Below are 23,727 nucleotides of genomic sequence, written 5' to 3'. Positions count from 1 at the left end.
TAAATTCCATTCATAATTGAAGCTTTAATAAGCAATTTTAAGTTTTAATTGTAACTCAGCTGACCCTTGGAGTAGAGGGCGAGGACTCCCGCCCCGGAAAGGGACAGGTGAGACCATTCATGCGAAGCATGGAGGGGCTCACCGCCCGGGGGCAGGAAATCGAAGCCCTCTGCGGAGAGGGTCAGCGGTCTTGAAAGAAGCATCGACAAATTTACATTTTGGAAGCGTTCACAGCTTCACTTTATATGCGGTGTCTCGTGGGCACTGTTGGATTTAGGGGGAGTACAGGAATGAGTCAGGAACAAATGAAGATTCCTCAGGCAACTGCGAAGCGGCTGCCGCTTTATTATCGCTTTTTGAAGAACCTGCATTCATCAGGAAAGCAGCGTGTTTCTTCAAAAGAGCTGAGTGAGGCTGTCAAGGTTGATTCAGCGACAATCAGACGGGACTTTTCGTATTTTGGTGCACTTGGTAAAAAGGGTTATGGTTATAATGTAGAATACCTGCTGTCCTTTTTCCGTAAAACGCTTGATCAGGATGAAACGACGAAGGTAGTGCTGATTGGTGTCGGAAACCTTGGTACTGCGTTTTTACATTATAATTTCCTTAAGAATAACAATACGAAGATTGAAATGGCGTTTGATGCTGATCCGAAAAAAGCGGATACATCGATTGGTGATGTACCGGTCTATGCCATGGACGAGCTTGAAGACAGAGTGAAGGGCAGCGACATTGAGGTTGCAATCCTGACAGTGCCGGCTGGTCCTGCGCAGAAAATTACGGATCGGCTCGTTGATTTAAATGTAAAAGGCATACTCAATTTCACACCAGCGAGACTGACGGTTCCGGAGCATATGAGAATTCATCATATTGATCTGGCTGTCGAGCTTCAGTCGCTCATTTACTTCTTAAAGCATTACAGTACAGATGACGTAGAAACGTCACAATTAGAAGATAATATAGAATAGCCAAACAGCTTATTTTGATTTATGATTAGAGGAGAAAGAGGAGGTGCATGCATCATGTTACCAGGTGGAATCAGCCTTGCCGTGATCGCAGTCGTTGCATTATTAATTTTTGGTCCTAAAAAACTGCCGGAGCTAGGAAAAGCAGCAGGCAGCACCCTTCGTGAATTCAAGGATGCGACAAAAGGACTTGTAGATGACGACGATGATGTAAAACATTCGAAAAAAGATGAAAAACAGCAATAATTACGGGATGGTGGCCATATGAACCAGCAAGATATGACCGTCCATGAACATATAGGTGAAATAAGAAAACGACTCATCATTGTAGTCGTTTTCTTTGTCATTGCGATGGTAGGAGGGTTTTTCTTAGCCGAACCGCTGATGAAATTCCTTCAGTCTTCAGACGAAGCCGCGCAAATGACATTGAACGCATTCCGGGTAACGGATCCTGTAAAGATCTATTTCCAGATTATCATGTTCACTGCGTTGATCATGACGGCACCAATTATACTGTATCAGCTTTGGGCGTTTATCAGTCCTGGTCTGCAGGACAGAGAGCGGAAAGTAACGCTCAGTTATATTCCGGCTTCGGTCATTCTGTTTTTATCAGGTCTGGCATTTGCATACTTTATTTTATTCCCATTCGTTGTCCGTTTCATGATGAACCTGTCGAACAATCTGGAGATTGAACAGGTCATCGGGATTAATGAATTCTTCCAGTTCTTATTCCAAATGACGATTCCATTCGGCTTCTTATTCCAACTGCCGGTGATTATGTTATTTGTGACAAGACTGGGCATCGTCACACCAATGTTTCTGGCAAGCATCCGTAAGTACGCATACTTCGGACTGCTTGTTGTCGCAGCATTCGTGACACCACCTGATATTTTCTCGCACATGATCGTAACGGTGCCACTGATTTTGCTTTATGAAATCAGCTTGTGGATCGCGAAAATCGGTTACAAGAAAGCGCAAAAAGCGGAAGCCGAAAGACTTGAGCAGGAAGAACAGGAACGCAGGGAGCGGATCGACCGCGAGCTTGCGAAAAAGGAAAGCAGCGGGGAGTGATCCCGGCTGCTTTTTTTTTGTGGGGGATGGTTCGGCGAAAAAGGTGTTGTGTTCGCCACTCATAAGGCGATGTTCAATACTTAGACCCGCTTGTTCAACGCAAAGCACGTGGTGTTCGACGTATCTCATGCCAGGTTCGCCACTTCATGACCAAATACCCATCCCGCAAATGCCAGCCACAAACAAAAAAGCAGCGGCCTCAAGCCGCTACTTCTTCTTGTCTTTCATATGCTTCTTAATCTTAAAATGGAGTCCAATCAGTCGGAGTCCTGCGCCGGTATCGTAGGTTGCGAAGGCAACGAACAGGTAGGCGAAGAATCCCCAGCCGTTTTCGTTCACGCTATTTACAGCGAAATAAATGAAGAAGACCCCAAGAATCAGATAGAAGATTCCTTGCCCTAATGGAGATTTCATTTACAAAATTCCTCCTAATACAAAGCGCCACAGCACGAATGCAGTTTCGCTCATTTCAATCAGCCGTTCAAGTTCTTCAGCGAAGAAGAACTGCGTCATCACGACAAATGTATTGATCGCCATATGCGCGATGATTGGTACGATGATGCGTTTAGTATATGCATAAAGGAACGCGAATGCATAGCCCATTGCCGCATAAATCAAAATATGGGTGAAATCAAAATGAATCACCGCGAAAATCAGTGCACTGATCAACCCTGAGATAAAGAAATTATATTTACGGTAGAACCAGCCGAAGATCACGCCACGAAAGACGATTTCCTCTAAAATTGGTCCAATTACTGCAACTGCAACAGCTGCAAGCGGGACATATGACAGCAGACTGATAATGTCAGCTGTGTTCTGTGACCCCGGATCAATTCCAATCAGCGACTCAATTCCGACCGCAATCGCCTGACTGAAGAACGCCAGGAATATCCCGATAAACGACCAAAGCGCTGCCATTCCGGGCGTTGCTTTTTTACCTGGAAGGTCCATCACGCCTTTATTTTTGTTCATCACAAGCAAAATAATAATGAGCGCAATTGTAAAGCTGATGAAGATCCAATAGCCGGATATCTGATACAGTAGCACGGCCGGTTCACTGTCACTAACCATCCCGCTGATAAATAACGCAATCGGCACAGCTATAAATGTAGAAAGCTGCATAGCCACGTAAGTAATTAATATAATGAGAAAGGTGCGGTTCACAGGCATACCCCTTTAAAAAAGATTCATACAGTTCATTCTACTATTGAACTACACCGCCTTCAATTCAAAGCTGCCGTGTCGGACGGATTAAGTAGACATTTTGTGAAAAGGATGTGCATATACTGATTTCTTAGAGACCGTTGCCCTTTTCCATGCAGGACTTCGCTTTCCTGCTTCCAGGAGGTGAGTATCCTCTGTCCCTTTTCGGGGCGGGAGTCTGCGTCCTGCACTCCGAAGGGCAGCTGGAGAGTATTGTCATAACGCAATTATTAATAAAGAAGGACAAGCTCACTTTTAAAAAAGGAGGTGCACTTTTCAAAATCCCATCTAATTACATATTCATTTTACTCAACTGAGCTGCCTCTTGTAGTGGAGGACGAAGGCTTCTGTGGAAAAAAGGGCGTTCGATACCTCGCAGGGGAGTGATCTTCTGCATGAGGAGACTCGAACGTTCGTCCGCGGAAAGCGAAGTTCTCTGCGGAAAAGGGCAGTGGTTATCTTAAGGAAATTTTTAAAAATTTGCGTGTCTAATACTTGCAAAAAGTAGTGAGATTATTTAAACTAATACTTGTGTTAGCACTCATATATATAGAGTGCTAATAAACGAAGAACATAATTCAAGGAGGTTGTTTCACTTGTTAAAACCATTAGGTGATCGCGTAATAATTGAACTGGTAGAGTCTGAAGAGAAAACGTCAAGCGGGATTGTACTTCCGGACAGTGCGCAGGAAAAGCCGCAGGAAGGTAAGATCGTTGCCGTAGGTACAGGACGTGTGCTTGAAAATGGCGAACGTGTTGAGCTTGAGGTATCTGTTGAGGACCGTATCATTTTCTCTAAATACGCTGGTACAGAAGTGAAATACCAGGGCACAGAATACTTAATCCTTCGCGAAAGTGATATTCTGGCTGTCGTAAACTAATTCAATCATTTAAAAACATAACGATTTAAAATCATATTTAAACTCTGGGAGGAACCTTACAAATGGCTAAAGAAATTAAATTTAGTGAAGAAGCACGCCGTGCAATGCTTCGCGGTGTTGATCAGCTTGCTGATGCAGTAAAGGTAACGCTTGGACCAAAAGGACGTAACGTTGTTCTTGAAAAGAAATTCGGTTCACCGCTGATTACAAATGACGGTGTAACGATTGCTAAAGAAATCGAGCTTGAAGATGCATTTGAAAATATGGGTGCAAAGCTTGTAGCTGAAGTAGCGAGCAAGACAAATGAAATCGCAGGTGACGGTACAACAACTGCAACGGTTCTTGCACAGGCAATGATCCGTGAAGGTCTGAAAAACGTTACAGCTGGTGCAAACCCTGTTGGCGTACGTAAAGGGATTGAAAAAGCAGTTGTTGCAGCACTTGAAGAGCTGAAAGCAATCTCTAAGCCAATCGAAGGCAAAGAGTCTATCGCACAAGTTGCGGCAATCTCTGCAGCTGACGAAGAAGTTGGCCAGCTGATCGCTGAAGCAATGGAGCGCGTTGGAAACGACGGCGTTATTACAATTGAAGAATCTAAAGGCTTCACGACAGAGCTTGATGTTGTAGAAGGTATGCAATTCGACCGCGGCTACGCATCACCATACATGGTAACTGACTCTGACAAGATGGAAGCAGTTCTTGAAAATCCATATATCCTGATCACTGATAAGAAGATCAACAACATCCAGGAAGTTCTTCCTGTACTTGAGCAGGTTGTTCAGCAGAACAAATCACTGCTAATCGTTGCTGAAGACGTTGAAGGTGAAGCACTTGCAACACTTGTTGTGAACAAGCTTCGTGGAACATTCAATGCAGTCGCTGTAAAAGCACCAGGATTCGGCGACCGTCGTAAAGCAATGCTTGAAGACCTGTCAATCCTGACTGGCGGTGAAGTGATTACTGAAGACCTTGGACTTGATCTGAAGTCTGCAAACATTTCACAGCTTGGACGCGCAGCAAAAGTTGTTGTTACAAAAGAAAACACAACAGTAGTTGAAGGTGCTGGAGACGCTCAGCAAATCGGCGGACGCGTTTCACAAATCCGTTCTCAAATCGAAGAATCAACTTCTGATTTCGACAGAGAAAAGCTTCAGGAACGTCTTGCAAAACTTGCAGGCGGCGTAGCAGTCATCAAAGTTGGTGCTGCAACTGAAACTGAATTGAAAGAGCGTAAACTCCGCATTGAAGATGCCCTGAACTCAACGCGCGCAGCAGTTGAAGAAGGTATCGTATCAGGTGGTGGTACAGCGCTAGTGAACGTATACAACAAAGTCGCTGCGATCGAAGCTGAAGAAGACGTGGCAACTGGTATCAACATCGTGCTTCGCGCACTTGAAGAGCCAATCCGTCAAATCGCACACAACGCAGGCCTTGAAGGATCAATCATTGTTGACCGCCTGAAGAAAGAAGAAGTTGGCGTAGGCTTCAACGCTGCCAACGGCCAATGGGTCAACATGATCGAAGCTGGTATCGTGGATCCAACAAAGGTTACACGCTCAGCACTACAAAACGCTGCATCCGTAGCAGCAATGTTCCTAACAACAGAAGCTGTTGTAGCTGACATTCCAGAAGAGAATGGCGGCGGCGGAATGCCTGATATGGGCGGAATGGGCGGCATGATGTAAGTCATCCGTTCAATAAGAAAACTCCTCTTACTTGGTAAGAGGAGTTTTTTTATTGTTGAATATCAATTTTTATGAATATTGACCAAAAAAAGATAAATGATATAATAGTCCTAATAAAGGGCTTTTTAATCTTTTTTTGAAAAAAATGGGGGTAGTTATGGATACTTTTACTTTTATTGCAGGAGTTTGTTCAATTTTATCACTAATAATTAGTTTGTTTGTTGCGAATCAAGTTGTCAAAATAACAAATAACTTAACTCAAGATAATTCAAGGAAACAAACAGTATTTGGTAGAGATAATAAAACTGCAGGGAATGACATAAAATAATGTTTTCTAAAATTATGCAAGCAATTGTTGGAAGAGATAACAAATCAGCAGGTAGGGACATAAATGAAATTAATCACATATACAATTATAATCCTCATCCTATAAGGTTTTATGAAGATGATCTTAAGGAAATTATATGTGTGTTCTCAGACGACGTTGAGGTTATTAGTGATATTGTGGAAAATACAAGAGATTTAGAAAGACCTCACATAGAAATGAAAAATGATTTAAACAATTTATCCGAAAAATACTTCGAACACATAAAACAAGATAATCTAGCCTACTTTGATAAGGTAACCATTTTTCTCCAAGACCCAAGGAATAAAGGGTTTCTAGAAATGTATTTAAGCACTACAAGAGAAATAAATCGTAAAATTGTTTGTAACAGAGATGACTTTGAGCGTTTTGAAGTAATCTTCGATGCTATTTACACTTATGTAGTAGAAAAGGCAAGCAATGATTTACCTTTTGATAAAGATTTGATTTGGGTATTTCTCCATTTTATGTATTATAACTGTGATATAGGTGAAAAATATGATAAGACCTCATAAATATATGGATTTAAAACTTTCGATTTTTAACCTCAGCTACATTATAATTCACAAACTTAAAGAAAAAAACAAGTATCCATATGAAGATTTATACAGATCTGTTTCCAGGGAAATCGAAGAAGAAGGACTCATGGAACTTTTCAATCTGTCATTAACTTTTTTGTATGCATTAGGTAAAATTCATTATAATAAGGACTTAGACGTTGTGGAGCTGCTATTATGAAAATTTCAAAGATATATTCAAATAATAAAAAATTTAGAGAGCTAGATTTTAGTGACGAGTTAAATATAATTATGGGAAAAGTAATTAATAAGGAAAATTTAGAATCCGATTCCCATAATCTTGGTAAAAGCACTTTAATTAGTTTAATTGACTTTATGTTTTTAAAAGAAATCAAAAAGGGGAATTTTTTAAAAGATCATTTTGATAAATTTCAAAATCATATCTTTTTTATGGAGCTTAAGAAATCTGAAGATGATTTTATAACAATAAAACGAAAAGTTAAAAGTAATACCAAAGTTTCTTTTAAATTTCATTCTAAAGGTAAACAAGATTTTCGTTACGAAACTAATTGGGATCATAAAGATTTACCTTTAACTACAGAGGACAAGGAGAGAAATCCTAAGGAAGTTTTAAATAGGTATTGGGGGTTTGATGAGTTATTTCACTATAATTATAGACAGTATTTAAATTATTTTCTAAGAACACAGTATGATTATGATGAGGTTTTTAAATTAACAAAATTTAAAGGTTCAGACTCAAATTGGAAACCAGCAATTGCAGACTTATTTGGTTTCAATGGGTCTTTTTTGAAAGAAAAATATCTATTGGAATCTGAAATTGCCAGTTGTCAGCGTCAGTTAACTGAATTGCAAACTAACTTGAATTTAAATATTAACGAACTTGATCAAATACAATCACTGTTAGATATTAATTATTTGAAAAAAGAACAACTTGAAACTAAGATAGATAATTTTGACTTTTATTTAAAAGAGCGAGATCTAAATAGAGAATTAATCGAAGACATAGAGGCTAAAATATCTAATTTAAACAGCAAAGAATATAAAATTAAATATGAACTTGAGAAAACGGAAGATTCAATTAAAAATAGCATACCATTTGATATGAAAAAAGTTTATGATTTGTTCAGCGAAATGGAAATACTATTTCCCGGTCATTTGAAAAAAGATTATGATGCATTAATTAAGTTTAACCAAGATATTACAGAAGAAAGAAACCGTTATTTAATACAAAATTTAGCGGATTTAAAAAACCAACTTAACAAAGTTAACCAAGAACTAATTCTAGAAAATAGAAGAAGGAACGAAATTTTATCAGTATTAAAAGAAAAGGACTCTTTTGCTAAATTTAAGAAGTATCAAATGACTTTGGTAGAATTAGATAACGACATTAGCAATCTATTGAGCAAAATTGACAACTACGACATACTTAAAGATATAGACAATGATATTAGAGAAAAGTCTGATGTCTTAAAAAAATTGATTCAAAAAATTGAAAGCCATATAAATAATGGTAGTGATTTATTTAAAGCTATCAAAAAAGACTTTTCTCAATTGGTTTTAGAAATATTAGGTGAAACAGCTATCTTATTTTATGAAATCAATGGTTCAAATAATATTGATTTTAAAGTGAAAATTGTTGGTTTAGATGAAAATCAATTGACATCTAAATCTGATGGATATTCCTATAGAAAAATGCTCTGTGTTTGTTTTGACTTAGCAGTGTTAATTAACTATCCAACTAATAGATTCTACCAATTTGTTTACCATGATGGAAGTATGGAATCAATGTCGGATACAAAAAAAATCAAATATATAAATAAAGTAAGAGAATTGTGTAAAACTAAAAATATTCAATACATATTTACAGCTTTAGAAGAAGATATACCAAGAAATTCTAAAGATGAATTATTTAGCATAAAGGATGATGAAATAACAATAACTTTAGATGATAGAGAAAACAATGAAGGAAGGTTGTTTGGTACTAGTTTTTAATGCTTTATAGTCGCTCTTTTTCTTGAAAATGATTTTAATATTTATTTAAATAAATATTAAAATGTGAGCCTCTGCTGCACACAATTCCCTCATAATTCAAGGTATTTATATAATTGAACTAAATTGTATGGGATTTTTATCTGACACAGGGAACGCTTTAAAGGTTACACACTCAGCACTTCAAAACGCTGCATCAGTAGCAGCAATGTTCCTGACAACAGAAGCTGTCGTAGCAGACATTCCAGAACAGGAAAGCGGCGGCGGAATGCCTGATATGGGCGGAACGATGTAAGTCACAATTCTCATACAAGAGCGTCAAACTCTGTTTTATAGGGGGGGGACGCTTTTTTAATTTCTGTTTAATTAGAAAACTCATATAGTTAGTCTTATGAAGAATTGCTAATATCATGTTATGAATCAGTTTCTTATTGAATCATTAATACAGTTCGAAGAAAATATACATAGTTGGAATAGGTTGGGGTTGAAAGGAGAAATTTTATGACATATTGTGTTGCATGGAAAAAGAACGAACATGTATTTTTACTAGCGGATTCTATAACTTCAACTTTATTGGAGGAAGACTTTTTAACTGGAACATCCTCATTTGGTGAAATAGAAGGTTTGTATACCAATTATTGGGTTCGAGAAACTTCACAGAAAATAATTAAAGTAAATGAGAATACAGCTGTTGCTTATAGTTGTAATGATGAAAAATTAGCTTTAGATGTGATAAATAATTTTTATTATATAGATACAGTTAGTATTAAAGAAATTCTATATATGATTTGCAACTCATATACTAGCGATGAATTCGAACTTATTGTAATTTCCAAAACTGAAGATAAAAATAGAATATTTCACTTGAAAAATTCAAAGTTTAAAGAAATAGAAGAATTTATAAGTATCGGCTCAGGTAACTTAATTCCAAATTTGTCATCAGCTATAAAAGAAGTTATCAATGAGTATGATAATGAAAATCAAAACGACAATGGGATTTATTTAGCTAATGTAATCAGCACATTACAGTGTATGTCCTTAAAACATCATTATATTCAATATGGAGTTGGAGGGGCATATTTTGGTTTATATTTGGGGGATGACATAAAATGGTGTAAAGATCTTATGTATCATTTCTCAAATAATATTGAAAATAAAAATGTAATTTCGTTACTTTGTAGATACGATACAATCTTTTATGCTTCTAGTTACAATGGTGATTATAGATACTTCTTTGATAAAGCTATTCAAAAAAAATTAAAGGAAAATAAGTATGTCCTTGAATCTATTGTGAAGACTTTAAATACTGTAATCCCCCATTATGTAGTGTTTTATGATTTTCAGACTAATTCTAGAGTTTTTATAACTATTAATGCTTTCAGTGTAACAGATCAAATAAAACTGTGGATCAAAAGATGTGCAAACGAAGTTAAATATGCAATACTTCCTTCTTTGAATATTGCTACGTTTTTAAGAGATTGCTCTGCTAGTAATGAATTAATTCCTTTAAGATACATGATTAATTCTTCCCCAACTACCTTTATCCCTAGGGAAGAATTTATTATAGAAAACGGTTTAGAGAGTTTGGTTTTAGATTTAGATTTATTATATGATTTTGACTTTAAATATATAAGGCTAAGAAGTGACGCTCTTATTAAGAAAAGATTAGAAGGATCAATTTCACAATATAGGAATATTATTATTATTGATGCTCATTATTTAGATACATTAATCAATGAGAAAATTACTTACTATAGGCAAGCAAATATTGAAATGAAATTAGGATTAGATTTGAACTTAAGATTAGAACCAATAGTTAAAAAGTTTGCTACACAGATTGCTTCAGACCGATTTGAAGATTACTCAATACAATTACTAGTTAATAAGAGAATTAGTTCATATTTGAAAACAATAATTGTTGACTGGAAATTAAGGTATCATAATTTTTTTATAACTGAAGATAATAATGAGAATTATTTAACTAAGAATATAGTATCTACTATCAAGGACTTTTATAAAAATGAATCCTTTTTCCATATAGATAAAATTATTCTATTTTGCGAGGATCCAAGAGTAAATGAAATCCTCCAGTTAGTGCCAGAATCCAATTTTGAAATGGAAAACGTAGATATATTACTAATAAGGGAAATTAACCTTTTGACAAATATGGATGGGAGATTTAGATATATAATGTCGGATTGGTTAATTGGTGAAATGTATGACTTGCCCTACGATGCTATTGGTTATTCAGAAATGCTAATAGAAAAAACTCTAATTGCAAACGAAGAATAGTAAATTACACGGAGACAAAATCAAGAAATTTTTAATATAAACAAAGATACTCTTTAATGGTTGATAATATGGAGTGGATGGTGTAATCCCAATTTACATAAAAACACTTTTCGCAGATTGGTAACTTTAGTGACCGTGACCCTGTGTCGAACACAATTCTCACACAATTTAATTCATTTATATAAGTCGACGAAATTGTGTGGAAGTTGTTTCTGTCACAGGGAACGCTGTAAAGGAGTTGGCTTTACCACAAGTACTTCGAGTTACAACTGGCTATGTTGATCTTGCCACTTCAGTAAAATTATAAGGAGTGATTTTTTGAAATTAAAAGCAATATTAACTTTGCTGGTAGTACTTATTATTCCAATATCAGTCTACTTTATCATTGATAATGATAACCTAAATAAAGAAGTAGAGTTTTATGAAGAGATCAGTGTAAGCTTAACAACTCATTACAAAACTCAATTGCAGAATTTGAACGTTCAACAGCAGGAACTTATGAACAATGCAGAAGTGGAGTCTATGACTTTAAATGCTCAATATACAACCAGTCTGATTGATCACGGACAATCAATCCTGGGTATTTTGTTAAACGATCAAAGTCTGTCCAGAGAGTTTGAAGAATTTACAAGAAGAGTGATTGATAATTTTCAACAATTCAATTCAGCCTCTACGATTGAAGAGAAAACTGAAGTCAATCAGGAATTGCAGCAAATTTTATCAGAGTATAATGTGTTACTGTCAGAGGTAGAAGAAAAACTTGATGTTGAAGAAATTTGATTTTTAGATCCAATAAAGTAGCCTTCCATTCATAAATGGAAGGCTTTTTCTAAATGGTTGTGTAGATGTGTCCCTGTCCTGGACGATTCTCACACAATTTCATTTAGATCGTTAACGAAATTTTGTAGGAGTTTTAACTGATACAAGAAACATTTTAAGAGACAACCTGGCTCCAGAGAAATGATGATACATTTTAAAATATTTTGATCAATGATTGTGTCGGAACACAACTCAAAGTACGTTAATATGATTGAATATGTTGAAAGTTAATCTTGTTCTTTTGCAGCCTCTTCAACTAGCGTAAACTGTTGACTTAAGTGAAATATTTCGCAAATTGACCAGTACAGTATGTATTTAATCAACATTTCTTCCACGCATAGTACTGCTAATGCTATAAAATGCTGTGATTATAAGAGCGATAACGATTGGGTAGCCAAAATAAACTGTTGGGTTCATATATTCAAGCAAGCTATATTCGCCCCACTCAAGCCACAATCTCCAACCCATTCCAAGGCTACTTAATAGCAAGCCAATCATTAGAACTAACCATACTCTCTCTTTGAATAGACCGACAAAGATATTCGCTACCAGAAAGTACATCAATAGCGCTAAAATCATAAAGTATAGACTAAACCCCTTCAGTCCAGGAATGCTGAATGTAAATGTGATTCCAGAGAAAAATAGAATCGCTATAAAAGAGTATATTAAAAATACCTTAGGTGATTTTGCTACTTTATTATAAAACTGTTCCATTTCTTTTAACATTTATTTTATCCCCTATCCGTTATAAACCAGCCTATTTAGTAGAGTATGACATATGATTACTTTTGTAATTTAGACAACTTTAGCTTGAAAATTTGCCTTTGTACTCAAAACTTTGTACCTGACACGGGAACAAGCCCCAAAAACACACAAAGCCCTGTAACGTATCATACGACACGCTACAAGGCTTCTAACACAAAGACGTAATGTAATTCAATTGAACAACAGAACTACTTCAGCTTTACAAACATAATTATATCACTAATGTTAAAGTAATTTAAATGTTAAATGAAAAAATCAATCCGCCTTCTTCTTCGAAGTATACCCAAAAACCGGATCCATCAACTCAAACTCATAACTCTCACTATTTACCTTCCCCAGAACCTTCTCACTATCATAAAGCTCCAGCATAAACCCAGCCATCTCTTTCGCAGTATGGAATTTCTGCACGTTCTCACTGTAACTGAACTCATCAATCTCCCGTGCAGTCTTCACGAATTCGGTTTCTGTCATGGAAGGCGCCAGGATTTTCACTTTCAGGGCAGCTCCGTTATCCTGAAGCTCCTGTGCAAGTCCTTCTGTAAATGCGCTTACGTAAAATTTGGTTGCGGCGTATGTAACTGCATTTGGCACGATTCTGTACCCTAAGTCAGAGGAAACGTTGATGAGTTGTGCACCATCCCGGTCAGCATAATCATGTGCGTAAAGGGTGGAAAGGGTTGTGAGTGCTTCAACGTTTACACGGAGCATCTTTTCAGTTTTCTTTACATCCTGCTCAGCAACTGCCGCGCTGTTTCCAAAGCCGGCGTTGTTAACAAAGGTTTCAATATCGTATTCTTTGAGACTCTCGTAAAACGCATGAACCTGTTCACTTTCAGAAAGGTCTATTGTGCTAATGATGACGTCGAGATCAGCGTTCATACTTTGAATTTTCTCTTTAAGATTATTGAGCTCGGCTTCGCGTCTTGCCACAAGAATCAGGTTTTTGTCGCGAGATGCGAAAGCGAGTGCAGCTTCGTAGCCAATTCCCGAGCTTGCGCCTGTGATCACTGTATACTTCATCTGAATTCCTCCATTGAAATGTATTATGATGCTTCTCTTATCGTACTGTTAACTTTAACCAGGAAGCAAATGATGTGAAAGACAGCTTGAATTTTTTCCATGTGTTGATTTGTAAAACATAGGTTTAGCGGATTGTTTTATGTCACATCGGCCACACATCATAACCTGATCCACGATAAATTTTATGAGTTTGAGGAACGCTCTTGCAATAAACTCACCCAAACTTTATATCTTGTATCATTATTTATTGTCGTTTCTGTATGAACTCTGAATTCATTCACCTCAGCGAGTCTGAAGGCTAAGGCATAAGCTATTTTATAATCCCGCGTATCATAACCATCATACAGTCTTGCATACATTTCATTCCCAATCGAATCAGCCCATACATCTGCTTCGTATAAACTATCGAATAGTATATCTTCTCGTTTCCATCTAAGCGGCATCCTTTTTCCTCTCTTTCTATCTTTTAAATTTATTTTACTATACATTTAAAAGGGAGCATTCAGATGGAACGGGTATTTACTTAACAATGAATCCATCCGTATTCTATATGGTAAAATGATGTGATCGAAATTTTAAGAATAGTTGTACTGCACAGCTAATCCTATTACAATTTTCATTTTTTGCATTAAACCCTAATATGTTTTCAGAGGTAACTATTTATTAAGTCGTTTGTTAACTTCAATCGTAATGAACTCCGGTAAATAGTTGGGCGTACATCCTTTTGATACAAATTCATCTTTGTAAAGACCCGTTTTCTCACCAAGTTTAGTACAACGTGCACGATACTTTTCATCATAAACGCCTATCCAGCCTGCCGTGAAATTCATGGCCCATTGAACTTCCGGTTCTTCCTGCGCAATATTAGCTTCTATCGCAGCTAGCAAGTCTGCGGTGTTTTCAGGCGGTGTTTGTCCAGTCCATCTCAATCGCCCTTGATAATACCAGAAAACTCGCCTTTGAAGAGCAGAAGGGCTATTTTCCCATGACTCCATCAATGCAATTTTCTTCTTGTCTTTGGTGAGTTGATTAGCCATAAACCAATCGATTAAATGATTTCGTTCATCAAAAGTGTGAGTCTGCATATCCTGATCAAGCTTATTTATCACATCTTGTGAAAGAAGCTTTTTGTCCATAATTAAGATTGCTAATAGTCTGGGCAGAAACAATTCGGATGACCACAGTTCCATAGCTAGTTCGTGATCTTTTTTAATATCCTTCGCGATTTTTCGCAGGTCGCCTAGCTTAGTTTTATTATTGATCTGATGGAGAATGTTTTCTGCTTTCGAAGAGCGTTTTATTTCAGTACCTTTATTTTCATTCATTCTACCCAACTCCTTTATTAAAGTACTGTTTCAAACTAAGTCCTTAACAGATATACCAAGAACATAATGTGGATATAAGTCTCATGCCAGTGGTGTGTCTCCAATGTTTACCTTTTTTAATATTGTAGCATATATCGTATCAATGCTTTTTCTATTTATAGTAGAAGAGACACCGTCCTTAATATAATGATAAACAACTACCATAGCCAATCTTTAAGAGGGGATTTCTTATATATCTGTCTCAGTTACTGTTGAGGAAAGAATAAAATCAATGCCTGATTTCCGGCTGCGAAAGTTTTTGTTCTGATTATAATAGAGATAAGAATACGTAAAGATTGAGGTGTTCAGATGATGACTGGAGATAGAAAGCAGGAGTTTTATGATGCGTTGCTTGAGAGAAATACAGAGTACGAGGGCTTTTTCTTTGTTGGTGTAAAAAGTACCGGTGTTTTTTGCCGGCCGACTTGTCCTGCCAGAAAGCCGAAGTTTGAGAACTGTGAGTTTTATTACACTGCTGAGGAGGCGCTTCTGGCTTCATTTCGTCCGTGTAAAAGGTGTTCTCCGCTTTCTCATCCGAACCAGGTGTCTGAACTTGTGCAAACCCTGGTGCAGGCTGTGGAGGAAAATCCAGAGAAGAAGTGGAGGGAGAAGGACTTCCGGGAATTAGCTGTGGATGAATCAACGGCGCGCCGGCAATTCAAAAAGCGTTTTGGGATGACGTTTGTACAGTATGCGCGTGCAAGAAGAATGGGTCTTGCAATGAAGGAAATCAGATCTGGTAAGCCAATGATTGATGCCCAGCTGACCACAGGATATGAATCGAGCAGCGGTTTCAGAGATGCATTTTTACGAATAATGGGAGAGGCTCCTTCGTCAGTTCAGGAGGATCATATTCTAAAAGCATCCTGGTTAGATACAAGAGTAGGCCCCATGGTTGCCATTGCAGATGAAACACAGTTATTTCTCCTGGAATTTGTGGATCGGCGCGGTCTTGAAAAAGAGATTGAAGTACTCAGGAGCAAAACCCGTTCAGCGATTATTCCGGGAAAGACCAGCCCGATTGAATTAATCGAAAGAGAGCTCGATCTGTATTTCAAAGGTGAATTGTTCAAATTTAATACACCAGTCAGGCTGCTGGGAACGCCTTTTCAAATGATGGTATGGGACAAGCTGAAGAAAATACCTGCAGGTGAAACCCGGTCCTATACTGATATTGCCTGCGAAATCGGAAAGCCCACCGCTGTACGTGCGGTTGCCAGAGCCAACGGTGCTAATCAACTCGCACTCGTGATTCCCTGTCACCGGGTGATCCTCAGCGACGGTTCAACAGGAGGATACGCTGGGGGAAGTATAAGAAAGAAATGGCTGTTAGACTTGGAAAGTAAGAGTAACTACCAGGTAAATGAATAGGTATTTCTAAAAGAAGTTAAGGAGCGTTTGATCTTTAGCTTCTTTTTATATGGGTGGAACACCTTGAAAATTTTTTGTCAGGTCATGAGGGGTATGGTTTGGTAAACATTTATACAAATAAGGAGGGGGACTCAAGTCAATTGAAAAACACTTTAATTATCTCATTCGCCGCATTCCTATTCATAACAGGCTGCTCTTCAAACGAACAGGTTGAAGAAGGATCTGTACCTGATCAGGACATAGAAGTGATCGCAGAAAATCTTGAGATTCCATGGTGAATTGATAAACAGGATAATATGGTGTCCCCACTGTTTACTTCCGGAGATGATGCGACCTGGGCACCATCTGGAATGGGATATCATGAGGGGGAAATTGTATGTAGCAGCCTTAAGAGGAACGGCAATTTTGGAATTTAACCCTGAAACAAATGAACAGCAAACCCTCATATCCGCTCTGGGTAGAATACGTAATTTGTTCATTGAGGGAGATACGCTTTAATTTATTAGCAATAACACTGACGGCAGAGGAAATCCTGAGGAAAATGATGATCAGTTGTATAGAGTTTTGCTGTCTGAATCCGATTAAATAAACACTTTGCAGCAAAGTTGTATATATCAGAACAGTTCGCTATTTAAGAAAGAACTCTCTCAAAATTTGAGGGAGTTCTTTGTGTTATGATAGAAAAAATCCCAATAATCTTCCTATAATTGATTGAAACCTTCTTATCTTTATCCCCCACCACGGTCATTTTTGTACTTTTAAATACCATTACTTTTCTCTATATATCAGCAATTGGCGGATTAACACAGCCTGAAATTTTATACGATTTAGGTGGAATCTCATCAGAGTATATACGTAAAAAAGAGTATGACCGTTTACTTGCCTCAGTTTTTATTCACGATGGACTGATTCATAAAGACGGGATGAATGCTTCAGCTATTCGTGCGAATTCGGTTATGACAACGGGAAGTTTATTTTCACATTACTAAACCAGTGATTTCTTGTATAGTTGAAGCAGAATGCAACTTTGTGACAAGTATCCGAAATATGTCTCAGACACGGTAACATTTTATTAAAAAAGGGTGATGGTATGAATGAATCAATAGACATACTAATAATTGAAGATGACGAAGCGATTAACCGTTTACTTTGCAGTATTGTTAAAAGAAGCGGTTATCATCCTAAGCCGGCTTATTCAGGTACTGAAGCGATGATTTACCTTGAACAGAGAAGGTGGGACATGGTGCTTATTGATTTAATGCTTCCAGGCATGTCAGGAGAAAGAATTCTGGAAGAAGTGACTGCCGCTGGTGATTGTCCGGTGATCATTATATCTGCAAAGCTTGAAACACAATCCAAAATCAATGCTTTGAGGGGCGGTGCTGATGATTACATAACAAAACCTTTTGATGTTGAGGAGGTTTCAGCCAGAATAGATTCCTGCCTAAGAAGATATGGTGGCAGAACTGTTGAAAAACAACCTGCTGAAATTAATTATAAGGACATTAGAATAGTGCCTGAGGCAAAACAAGTCACAGTGAATAATAAGACAGTTAAGCTTACTGCCAGAGAATACGACATCTTATATTTACTGGTCTCTTCTCCGGGCAAAGTATATGCTAAAGCAGATTTATTCGAGCGGGTATGGAATGAACCTTATTATGGAGATGACAACACAATTAATGTTCATTTGAGTCATGTCAGAAATAAGCTTTATGAAGCTAATCCTGATGAAACTTATATTGAAACGATATGGGGCATGGGATATAAAATGAATTCTTAAGCTTTTCTTAAGGTTTGATTTAATAATTTCTTATGGTTTCCTTCTTATAATAAAGAAGTCGAATATATGAAGGGGGAAGCCGAATGAGTGATTATATACTGAAGACAAATCAGTTATCAAAAAAGTACAAAAATAAAATGGCGGTAGATAAAGTAAGTATGTCTATTAAAAGTGGGTCAATTTATGGTTTTATTGGACAAAATGGTGCTGGGAAATCCACTTTAATCAGGTTAATTACAGGATTGGCATATCCAACTGATGGCACATTTGAGTTATTTGAAAAAAAGAGCGGACAAGAGTTAATTGCCACCAGAAAAAGAATCGGCACAATTATTGAAGGGCCGGCATTATATCCTCAAATGACAGCTGTAGAAAATTTGGAAGCGCATCGTCTGCTTAAAGGAATTCCCGGAAAAGAAGGAATCATTAAGACACTTGAAATAGTTAATTTGCAGGATACGGGAAGAATAAAAGTGAAGAACTTTTCACTGGGCATGAAGCAGCGCCTAGGTCTTGCAATTGCATTATTAGGTGATCCGGAGTTTTTAATTCTCGATGAGCCTATTAATGGGTTAGATCCTATGGGCGTAGTGGAAATCCGTGAGTTGCTGAAAAAACTAAACCATGAATACGGGATAACAATTCTGATCTCCAGTCATATCTTAAGCGAGCTGCATCTGTTAGCTACCCATTATGGCATCATTCACAATGGAGAGTTAATTGAACAGCTGTCGGCAAAAGAACTCAACGAAAAATGTCAGTTATACATTCATATAAAAGTGGACGACCTTAATAAAGCTACGGCTGTTATTGAAACCCAATTAGCCACACGGGCATTTGAAGTCATGCCGGACGGAACGTTAAAGTTATTCGCCTTTACTGATACCCCAGGTAAAGTATCAAAAATCTTAACGGATGCAGGGCTGATTATCGAAGAATTTATGCCAATGGGGGAAGATTTGGAAACTTATTTCAGCCATCTTATAGGGGGTGTGAAGAATGGGTAACCTGATCAAAACCGAATGGTATAAATTGAAAAAAGACCGCTCGTTCAGATTTCTCACTTTGATGCTTCTTGCCTTGTCAGTCCTGTTTCCCCTCATTGAATTCGATAATGGAGGTCCGAATCTGCCACTGGTTAAGGATTACTATCTGGAAAGTATATTGGCGACACACAATAATATTGTAAAACTGATCCCGAGTATTCTTGCAGGATTTTATATATCAGCGGAATATGCAATGGGTACGATGAAAAGTATTGCCTCTTCCGGCAATAACAGAATTAAAATTTATTTTGCTAAACTGATTGTATTCTCGATTGGCACTGTCATTATTTCGTTAATCCTGCCAATATTTATGACTGGAACAAGTGCAATTTACTTTGGATTTGAAGAACTTCCGGCATGGTCATTTTATTTCGGAACGATCGGGTTAATTGTATTGTATGGTGCTGCTTTCGCTTCAATTATGGCCTTTTTTTCTATCATCTTTACGGATAGCGGAAAAACAATCGGTTTCCTGCTCATGTTTTTTATTTTTATTGACTGGCCTCTCCAGGTGCTGGCTGCAAAAGTTCCAATCTTTGAACCTGTGGTAAATCACTCAGTTTTTAAATTAATCTATGATATCAGTATTGTAAGCAGTCTCGGGGGTAGTGAGTTATTTAAACTCGTTCTCGTTCCAATTGTTACATTTTTTGTGTTTGGCATTTTAGGGAGCTTTATATATCTCAGAAAAGAAATTAAGTAAGCAGAAAGCGGTGAGGATATATGCTTTATCTACTTATATTGATAACAGTCCTTTTAATTTATGTCCTCATCCGTTTTCATTTGCTGAAAAAAGAAATGAAAGAGACCACCAATCAATTGCGATTGCTCAATCAAAAAGAATCTTCAAAAAAAGTTGATATTCATTTTTACGATCGGGATTTTGAAGCTTTAGCAGTAGAAATAAACCACCAGATTGACCACACAAAAAAAGCAATAGCAGAAAAACGGGCTTCGGAAAATGAATTAAAACAGGCAATCTCTCATATTTCTCATGATATTCGGACGCCTATGACATCAATCATGGGATACATTCAATTTCTTGAGTCTGATGCGATCAGTGAGGAAATGAAAGCGGAGTATATAGATACGATCAAAACAAGCGCTGTAAGACTGAAGGAATTACTTGAAGATTTCTTTGAACTTTCGATCGTTGAACAAGAAGATTATCCATTAAAACCCGAGAGAATTAAATTGAATGAAACCGTAATTGAAGTATTGTTAGGCTTCTACGAAGAATTTAAAAATAGAAATATAGAACCGGTTGTCCAAATACCAGATCACGATGTAGTGGTCCTTCTGGATTCATCAGCTGTGAAGAGAGTAATAGAAAATCTATTACTAAATGCGATAAAACATTCAAGTGGAGAGGTCACAGTCAGTATTCGTGTGGAAGAATCGGTCACTCAGTTTGAGGTTACAAATGCAATCCATACACTAAATGGGTTTGATGTTGATCACATGTTTGACCGTTTTTATAAGGCTGATCAGACAAGAATGGGAACAGGAACGGGATTAGGACTTCCTATTGCGAAAAGTCTGATGAAAAAAATGAATGGAACCATTTCAGCTGAATTAAATGATGGCGTTTTGAAGATGGTGTGTGAATGGAAAGCATGATCTTAACTTTATATAATTAAAGAGGAAGAACTCCTTCTCACATTGTGAGTAGGAGTTCTTTCAATATAATTAATTATACTTGTCACATTACTAAACCAGTGATCTCCTGTATAGTTAAGCATAATACTGGAAAAGTAAGCGCTTTAAAAAAACCAAGGGGGATTTAACATGAAAAAAATTATCTTTTCAACCGAAAGCGGTGCGGACTTACCGAAGGACTTAGTTGAAAAGTACAACCTGCAAGTCGTTCCCATGCACATCATTATGGATGGAAAAGATTATTTAGACGGTTCTTTACCAGTCCAGGACATCTATGATTACTACGACCGCACGAAGAAAATACCCTCCACGACAGCCACAAACATTCATGAGTACCAGGAGTTTTTTACATCCATCAAAGAAAAGTTTCCTGATTGCACGATTGTACATATCGGTTATACATCAAAAGCATCTTCATCATTTCAAAACGCTGTGATTGCTGCAGAAGAATTTGAAGATCTTTACCTGATCGACGCGCTAAACGTGACGGGAGGATTAGCTGCGGTTGTATTGTACGCAGCTGACTTATTGGAAAAAGAACCTGGCATCGAACCGGAAAGCTTAGTCGGAAAAATAGAAGCAGTCGTTCCAAAATCAAGACTCGCTTTCATCCCAGGCAGCCTGGAGTTTCTAAAAGCAGGAGGCCGGGTCAGCAACATGGCTTCTCTGATTGGTACTTTGCTGAAAATAAAGCCATGTATAGAATTGAAGGATGGAAAGTTGATGTCTACAAAGAAGTACCGCGGGAAAATGAGCGGAGCTACTGAGAAGCTATTTAGTGATTACTTACAGGAATTCGATATTGATCGAGAACAGCTTTATTTGATTTACTCGATTGGTTTTGATGAAGGGATCAAGCAGCGGATGGATGAAGTTGCGAAGGAGAATGGATTTAAGAATGTGAGATGGATTCAGGCTGGCGGGATGATTTCGACGCATTCGGGGCCTGGGGGATTTGGGGTTGCTGGGTTGGAGAAGTAGAAAAGCTTAAACCTTTCTCTGTGTAAAATACAACTCCCATACTATTCGCTTATATCATCAAAGTGAATAGTATGGGAGTTGTGTCTATTACAGGGTTCACAATTCAAACCGGTTTCCTTGCCCAAATGTTTATATATAAATCAGTCACTACTATATCAATCGTTCCGTTTTCTTCAAGGTCAGTCATGATATCGTTTGGCAATGCCAGATGAAAGCCAAACTCATCCTGGTCACTCTCGGTTAAGCCTGTATATGCTGAAGGGGTTAAATCATAGGTTTCACCTTGATGCACTGCTTCTGCTTTTGCTTGAAAATCACTCGTTAACCCATCATGATGCTGCGTGTGTTCCACACCTGATATGATGGTGGCACCTCCCAAATCAGAAACGCCGTTTGCCCTAAAGAAGAATTCATATTCCCCTGTCCGGGAAGAAGTTACTTCCGACACAATAATTTGGTTTTCCCCGTCGTCAAAAAGCACTTTACCTTTATTATTTTCCAGATGACTCAGATCAATCTCAATTGTATATTCACCCTCAAGAGCATGTGCGTTTTGATGATAATTTTCATCGTGTTCAATAAAATAATTGATTCCTTCTGTCTGAAAATCGATTTTATCAAAAATACGCGGAACGAATAAAATACTGAGGGCAATGATTGCTAATGCTATGTAAAACGTATTCAGATTAAAAAACTTTTTCATTATATTCCTCCTGCCAATTATGGGATGACTCTATGCATGAAATTCGTTCAGCCTTTTTAACAATTTAAAGTCTGATTGTTTTGTAAAATTAGGTACATTTATATTAACATAGATACTTATAATTGGGGTTCAATTTCCTTTTTTCTTACACTTTTATGTAATAAGCCATACGTGTGAAATGAAAAAGCAAAACTCGAAATCTACTAGCACTAGTAATCATGAAATTTCATAGATTAAGGTTTACTAGAATAAAAAGGAGCAAAAAGGTAATAAGTTGCCCCTTTTTGCTACCCCATTTCAGTCTTTGTAACGCTTTAGTACTTAGTCCTCGTCATCCATATTAAATTCAGATGCAGGTCGAGGTGTCAGTGGATCCAGACATACGATACCGCAGAAGCAATTCAAGTCGACAGTCAGGCAGATGCCAGTTGCTTGCAGGTTTCTGATGCTGTTACCCGGGAAAAAGTCACAAATTTGCGTCCCGTCGCCAGATGGTCCAGGAGTAGATCCTCCCATTGTAATTGGAAGCAGCAGCTCCAGCTGGACACAGCACTTATCTTTCTCTCTGTCTTTGTCTTTATCCACAAACTTTTTCGCACGAAAGATTGGTGTTTTGACACATCTTAAAGCGGTCATTCCTGATCCGCCGACAGGAGATCTGAACACGCCGCTTCCGATAAACGGTTCACAATCCCCCTTACAATAAAGCGCAAATGGGATGGTAGTGGGACCATTTCCATTCCCATTAGCCATCATTGGTGATAGCAAGTTTCTCAATGACTGATCACAGCCTGTTACACAGCATCCATTAGCTTCAGCTACCTCATCTTGCACGCGCACAATCTCTTGAACCGTATGACATACACATGAATCTTTTTTTCCGCAACTCAAAATCAATCTCTCCTTTTCATAATAGTAGTTGCATTAATACTATATGAAGGAGAGTGACTAAATGCCTGTACAATAGCCTTATAGAAAAGTAATAGATGAGATAACTTTTGAGAAGTGAGAATTAAACAGAGAAGTTAGAAGTTGGATGTTAGCTTTCTCTTATAATCCTTAAATCGTTGTGATAGTAAGATATGAAAAAAGGTTCCTGTGTTAAACACAACTATATTCGTTTATATAACAAAAATTATATATTTACCTCTGTTCTGAAAACGAATTTGAGTAATCACTGTAAATTTATATCTAGAAGTAAAAAACACTAAAATTTTAGCGCTTTTT

26 protein-coding genes and 1 pseudogene are annotated in these 23,727 nt (G+C 37.5%); 19 read left to right on the top strand and 8 right to left on the bottom strand.

The genetic code is table 11. The features are described from left to right. Positions 1-290: 290 nt before the first annotated feature. Genes E2626_RS12110 through tatC form a run of 3 tightly spaced genes read left to right on the top strand, consistent with a single transcriptional unit; the run spans position 291 to position 2,036 of the window. Complete coding sequence (locus E2626_RS12110; RefSeq protein WP_134382026.1) at positions 291-968, top strand: redox-sensing transcriptional repressor Rex; 678 nt, start codon at positions 291-293, stop codon at positions 966-968. 54 nt (positions 969-1,022) lie between these two features. Then, positions 1,023-1,211, top strand: a complete 189-nt coding sequence (locus E2626_RS12105) for a twin-arginine translocase TatA/TatE family subunit (RefSeq protein WP_134382025.1) — start codon at positions 1,023-1,025, stop codon at positions 1,209-1,211. Between the two features lie 18 nt (positions 1,212-1,229). Further along, complete coding sequence (gene tatC, locus E2626_RS12100; protein ID WP_134382024.1) at positions 1,230-2,036, top strand: twin-arginine translocase subunit TatC; 807 nt, start codon at positions 1,230-1,232, stop codon at positions 2,034-2,036. Positions 2,037-2,243: 207 nt separating this feature from the next. Here tatC and E2626_RS12095 read toward each other — a convergent pair whose 3' ends face one another. Next, complete coding sequence (locus tag E2626_RS12095) at positions 2,244-2,450, bottom strand: YdiK family protein (protein ID WP_134382023.1); 207 nt, start codon at positions 2,448-2,450, stop codon at positions 2,244-2,246. After that, complete coding sequence (locus E2626_RS12090) at positions 2,451-3,200, bottom strand: CPBP family intramembrane glutamic endopeptidase (RefSeq protein ID WP_166786814.1); 750 nt, start codon at positions 3,198-3,200, stop codon at positions 2,451-2,453. It abuts the gene before it with no gap. Positions 3,201-3,835: 635 nt separating this feature from the next. Here E2626_RS12090 and groES point away from each other — a divergent pair. The 9 genes and pseudogenes from groES to E2626_RS12055 all read left to right on the top strand — a co-directional run bounded on the left by groES (position 3,836) and on the right by E2626_RS12055 (position 11,769). Further along, the gene (gene groES, locus E2626_RS12085) at positions 3,836-4,120 is read left to right on the top strand and encodes a co-chaperone GroES (protein WP_134382021.1); all 285 of its coding nucleotides are present in this window, start codon (positions 3,836-3,838) and stop codon (positions 4,118-4,120) included. Positions 4,121-4,182: 62 nt separating this feature from the next. After that, a complete protein-coding gene (gene groL / locus E2626_RS12080; protein WP_134382020.1) occupies positions 4,183-5,805 on the top strand; it encodes a chaperonin GroEL in 1,623 nt (540 codons plus the stop codon). A 157-nt stretch (positions 5,806-5,962) separates the two neighbouring features. Next, positions 5,963-6,133: a hypothetical protein gene (locus E2626_RS12075; RefSeq protein ID WP_166786813.1), complete on the top strand. Its 171-nt coding sequence runs from the start codon at positions 5,963-5,965 to the stop codon at positions 6,131-6,133. Then, a complete protein-coding gene (locus E2626_RS12070; protein WP_166786812.1) occupies positions 6,133-6,684 on the top strand; it encodes an ABC-three component system protein in 552 nt (183 codons plus the stop codon). Before E2626_RS12075 ends, E2626_RS12070 begins: the two co-directional genes overlap by 1 nt. Beyond that, positions 6,668-6,907 (top strand): ABC-three component system middle component 6, encoded by a 240-nt coding sequence (locus E2626_RS17555; protein WP_424955132.1) that lies wholly within the window; start codon positions 6,668-6,670, stop codon positions 6,905-6,907. The genes E2626_RS12070 and E2626_RS17555 overlap by 17 nt, the downstream gene beginning before the upstream one ends. Next, positions 6,904-8,700: a DUF2326 domain-containing protein gene (locus E2626_RS12065; RefSeq protein ID WP_134382017.1), complete on the top strand. Its 1,797-nt coding sequence runs from the start codon at positions 6,904-6,906 to the stop codon at positions 8,698-8,700. Before E2626_RS17555 ends, E2626_RS12065 begins: the two co-directional genes overlap by 4 nt. Positions 8,701-8,860: 160 nt before the next feature. After that, positions 8,861-8,992: pseudogene (locus tag E2626_RS17235) on the top strand (hypothetical protein); the annotation flags it as partial. A gap of 206 nt (positions 8,993-9,198) precedes the next feature. Beyond that, positions 9,199-10,989, top strand: coding sequence for a hypothetical protein (locus tag E2626_RS12060; RefSeq protein WP_134382016.1), 1,791 nt, complete (start codon positions 9,199-9,201; stop codon positions 10,987-10,989). 318 nt (positions 10,990-11,307) lie between these two features. Beyond that, the gene (locus tag E2626_RS12055) at positions 11,308-11,769 is read left to right on the top strand and encodes a hypothetical protein (RefSeq protein ID WP_134382015.1); all 462 of its coding nucleotides are present in this window, start codon (positions 11,308-11,310) and stop codon (positions 11,767-11,769) included. 354 nt (positions 11,770-12,123) lie between these two features. Here E2626_RS12055 and E2626_RS12050 read toward each other — a convergent pair whose 3' ends face one another. From E2626_RS12050 to E2626_RS12035, 4 genes are all read right to left on the bottom strand, one after another. Next, positions 12,124-12,534 (bottom strand): ABC transporter permease, encoded by a 411-nt coding sequence (locus tag E2626_RS12050; RefSeq protein WP_134382014.1) that lies wholly within the window; start codon positions 12,532-12,534, stop codon positions 12,124-12,126. Positions 12,535-12,828: 294 nt separating this feature from the next. Further along, positions 12,829-13,593, bottom strand: a complete 765-nt coding sequence (locus E2626_RS12045; RefSeq protein WP_134382013.1) for an SDR family NAD(P)-dependent oxidoreductase — start codon at positions 13,591-13,593, stop codon at positions 12,829-12,831. Positions 13,594-13,775: 182 nt separating this feature from the next. Next, a complete protein-coding gene (locus tag E2626_RS12040; protein WP_134382012.1) occupies positions 13,776-14,036 on the bottom strand; it encodes a hypothetical protein in 261 nt (86 codons plus the stop codon). Positions 14,037-14,249: 213 nt separating this feature from the next. Further along, the gene (locus E2626_RS12035) at positions 14,250-14,918 is read right to left on the bottom strand and encodes a DNA alkylation repair protein (protein ID WP_134382011.1); all 669 of its coding nucleotides are present in this window, start codon (positions 14,916-14,918) and stop codon (positions 14,250-14,252) included. 348 nt (positions 14,919-15,266) lie between these two features. Between E2626_RS12035 and E2626_RS12030 the strand changes: the two genes are divergently transcribed. The 7 genes from E2626_RS12030 to E2626_RS12000 all read left to right on the top strand — a co-directional run bounded on the left by E2626_RS12030 (position 15,267) and on the right by E2626_RS12000 (position 21,797). After that, the gene (locus E2626_RS12030; protein ID WP_134382010.1) at positions 15,267-16,328 is read left to right on the top strand and encodes a bifunctional transcriptional activator/DNA repair enzyme AdaA; all 1,062 of its coding nucleotides are present in this window, start codon (positions 15,267-15,269) and stop codon (positions 16,326-16,328) included. Between the two features lie 140 nt (positions 16,329-16,468). Continuing rightward, positions 16,469-16,606 carry a hypothetical protein gene (locus E2626_RS17230; protein WP_166786811.1) on the top strand — a complete coding sequence of 46 codons (138 nt, stop codon included), beginning with the start codon at positions 16,469-16,471 and terminating at the stop codon, positions 16,604-16,606. A gap of 812 nt (positions 16,607-17,418) precedes the next feature. Beyond that, the gene (locus E2626_RS12020; protein ID WP_134382008.1) at positions 17,419-18,111 is read left to right on the top strand and encodes a response regulator transcription factor; all 693 of its coding nucleotides are present in this window, start codon (positions 17,419-17,421) and stop codon (positions 18,109-18,111) included. A gap of 83 nt (positions 18,112-18,194) precedes the next feature. Continuing rightward, positions 18,195-19,118 carry an ATP-binding cassette domain-containing protein gene (locus E2626_RS12015; RefSeq protein ID WP_134382007.1) on the top strand — a complete coding sequence of 308 codons (924 nt, stop codon included), beginning with the start codon at positions 18,195-18,197 and terminating at the stop codon, positions 19,116-19,118. Next, on the top strand, positions 19,111-19,860 hold the full coding sequence (locus E2626_RS12010; protein WP_134382006.1) for an ABC transporter permease: 750 nt from the start codon (positions 19,111-19,113) through the stop codon (positions 19,858-19,860). Before E2626_RS12015 ends, E2626_RS12010 begins: the two co-directional genes overlap by 8 nt. 20 nt (positions 19,861-19,880) lie before the next feature. After that, positions 19,881-20,777, top strand: a complete 897-nt coding sequence (locus tag E2626_RS12005) for a sensor histidine kinase (RefSeq protein ID WP_134382005.1) — start codon at positions 19,881-19,883, stop codon at positions 20,775-20,777. A 168-nt stretch (positions 20,778-20,945) separates the two neighbouring features. Further along, positions 20,946-21,797, top strand: a complete 852-nt coding sequence (locus tag E2626_RS12000) for a DegV family protein (protein WP_134382004.1) — start codon at positions 20,946-20,948, stop codon at positions 21,795-21,797. A 103-nt stretch (positions 21,798-21,900) separates the two neighbouring features. On the opposite strand, the gene E2626_RS11995 is transcribed toward E2626_RS12000, so the two are convergent. After that, on the bottom strand, positions 21,901-22,500 hold the full coding sequence (locus tag E2626_RS11995) for a hypothetical protein (protein ID WP_134382003.1): 600 nt from the start codon (positions 22,498-22,500) through the stop codon (positions 21,901-21,903). 321 nt (positions 22,501-22,821) lie between these two features. Continuing rightward, complete coding sequence (locus E2626_RS11990) at positions 22,822-23,391, bottom strand: CotY/CotZ family spore coat protein (protein ID WP_166786810.1); 570 nt, start codon at positions 23,389-23,391, stop codon at positions 22,822-22,824. Positions 23,392-23,727: the final 336 nt, after the last annotated feature.

This window comes from Jeotgalibacillus salarius, from assembly GCF_004405125.1.
GTDB lineage: Bacteria > Bacillota > Bacilli > Bacillales > Jeotgalibacillaceae > Jeotgalibacillus > Jeotgalibacillus salarius.
This window is presented reverse-complemented; position numbering and strand designations above follow the sequence as displayed.

Excerpts from the sequence above, each read along its gene's own strand:
- E2626_RS12110 (WP_134382026.1), top strand. The coding sequence starts at position 291 with ATGAGTCAGGAACAAATGAAGATTCCTCAGGCAACTGCGAAGCGGCTG.
- E2626_RS12105 (WP_134382025.1), top strand. The coding sequence starts at position 1,023 with ATGTTACCAGGTGGAATCAGCCTTGCCGTGATCGCAGTCGTTGCATTA.
- tatC (WP_134382024.1), top strand. The coding sequence starts at position 1,230 with ATGAACCAGCAAGATATGACCGTCCATGAACATATAGGTGAAATAAGA.
- E2626_RS12095 (WP_134382023.1), bottom strand. The coding sequence starts at position 2,450 with ATGAAATCTCCATTAGGGCAAGGAATCTTCTATCTGATTCTTGGGGTC.
- groL (WP_134382020.1), top strand. The coding sequence starts at position 4,183 with ATGGCTAAAGAAATTAAATTTAGTGAAGAAGCACGCCGTGCAATGCTT.
- E2626_RS12075 (WP_166786813.1), top strand. The coding sequence starts at position 5,963 with ATGGATACTTTTACTTTTATTGCAGGAGTTTGTTCAATTTTATCACTA.
- E2626_RS12070 (WP_166786812.1), top strand. The coding sequence starts at position 6,133 with ATGTTTTCTAAAATTATGCAAGCAATTGTTGGAAGAGATAACAAATCA.
- E2626_RS17555 (WP_424955132.1), top strand. The coding sequence starts at position 6,668 with ATGATAAGACCTCATAAATATATGGATTTAAAACTTTCGATTTTTAAC.
- E2626_RS12065 (WP_134382017.1), top strand. The coding sequence starts at position 6,904 with ATGAAAATTTCAAAGATATATTCAAATAATAAAAAATTTAGAGAGCTA.
- E2626_RS12060 (WP_134382016.1), top strand. The coding sequence starts at position 9,199 with ATGACATATTGTGTTGCATGGAAAAAGAACGAACATGTATTTTTACTA.
- E2626_RS12050 (WP_134382014.1), bottom strand. The coding sequence starts at position 12,534 with ATGTTAAAAGAAATGGAACAGTTTTATAATAAAGTAGCAAAATCACCT.
- E2626_RS12045 (WP_134382013.1), bottom strand. The coding sequence starts at position 13,593 with ATGAAGTATACAGTGATCACAGGCGCAAGCTCGGGAATTGGCTACGAA.
- E2626_RS12040 (WP_134382012.1), bottom strand. The coding sequence starts at position 14,036 with ATGCCGCTTAGATGGAAACGAGAAGATATACTATTCGATAGTTTATAC.
- E2626_RS12035 (WP_134382011.1), bottom strand. The coding sequence starts at position 14,918 with ATGAATGAAAATAAAGGTACTGAAATAAAACGCTCTTCGAAAGCAGAA.
- E2626_RS12030 (WP_134382010.1), top strand. The coding sequence starts at position 15,267 with ATGATGACTGGAGATAGAAAGCAGGAGTTTTATGATGCGTTGCTTGAG.
- E2626_RS12020 (WP_134382008.1), top strand. The coding sequence starts at position 17,419 with ATGAATGAATCAATAGACATACTAATAATTGAAGATGACGAAGCGATT.
- E2626_RS12015 (WP_134382007.1), top strand. The coding sequence starts at position 18,195 with ATGAGTGATTATATACTGAAGACAAATCAGTTATCAAAAAAGTACAAA.
- E2626_RS12010 (WP_134382006.1), top strand. The coding sequence starts at position 19,111 with ATGGGTAACCTGATCAAAACCGAATGGTATAAATTGAAAAAAGACCGC.
- E2626_RS12005 (WP_134382005.1), top strand. The coding sequence starts at position 19,881 with ATGCTTTATCTACTTATATTGATAACAGTCCTTTTAATTTATGTCCTC.
- E2626_RS12000 (WP_134382004.1), top strand. The coding sequence starts at position 20,946 with ATGAAAAAAATTATCTTTTCAACCGAAAGCGGTGCGGACTTACCGAAG.
- E2626_RS11995 (WP_134382003.1), bottom strand. The coding sequence starts at position 22,500 with ATGAAAAAGTTTTTTAATCTGAATACGTTTTACATAGCATTAGCAATC.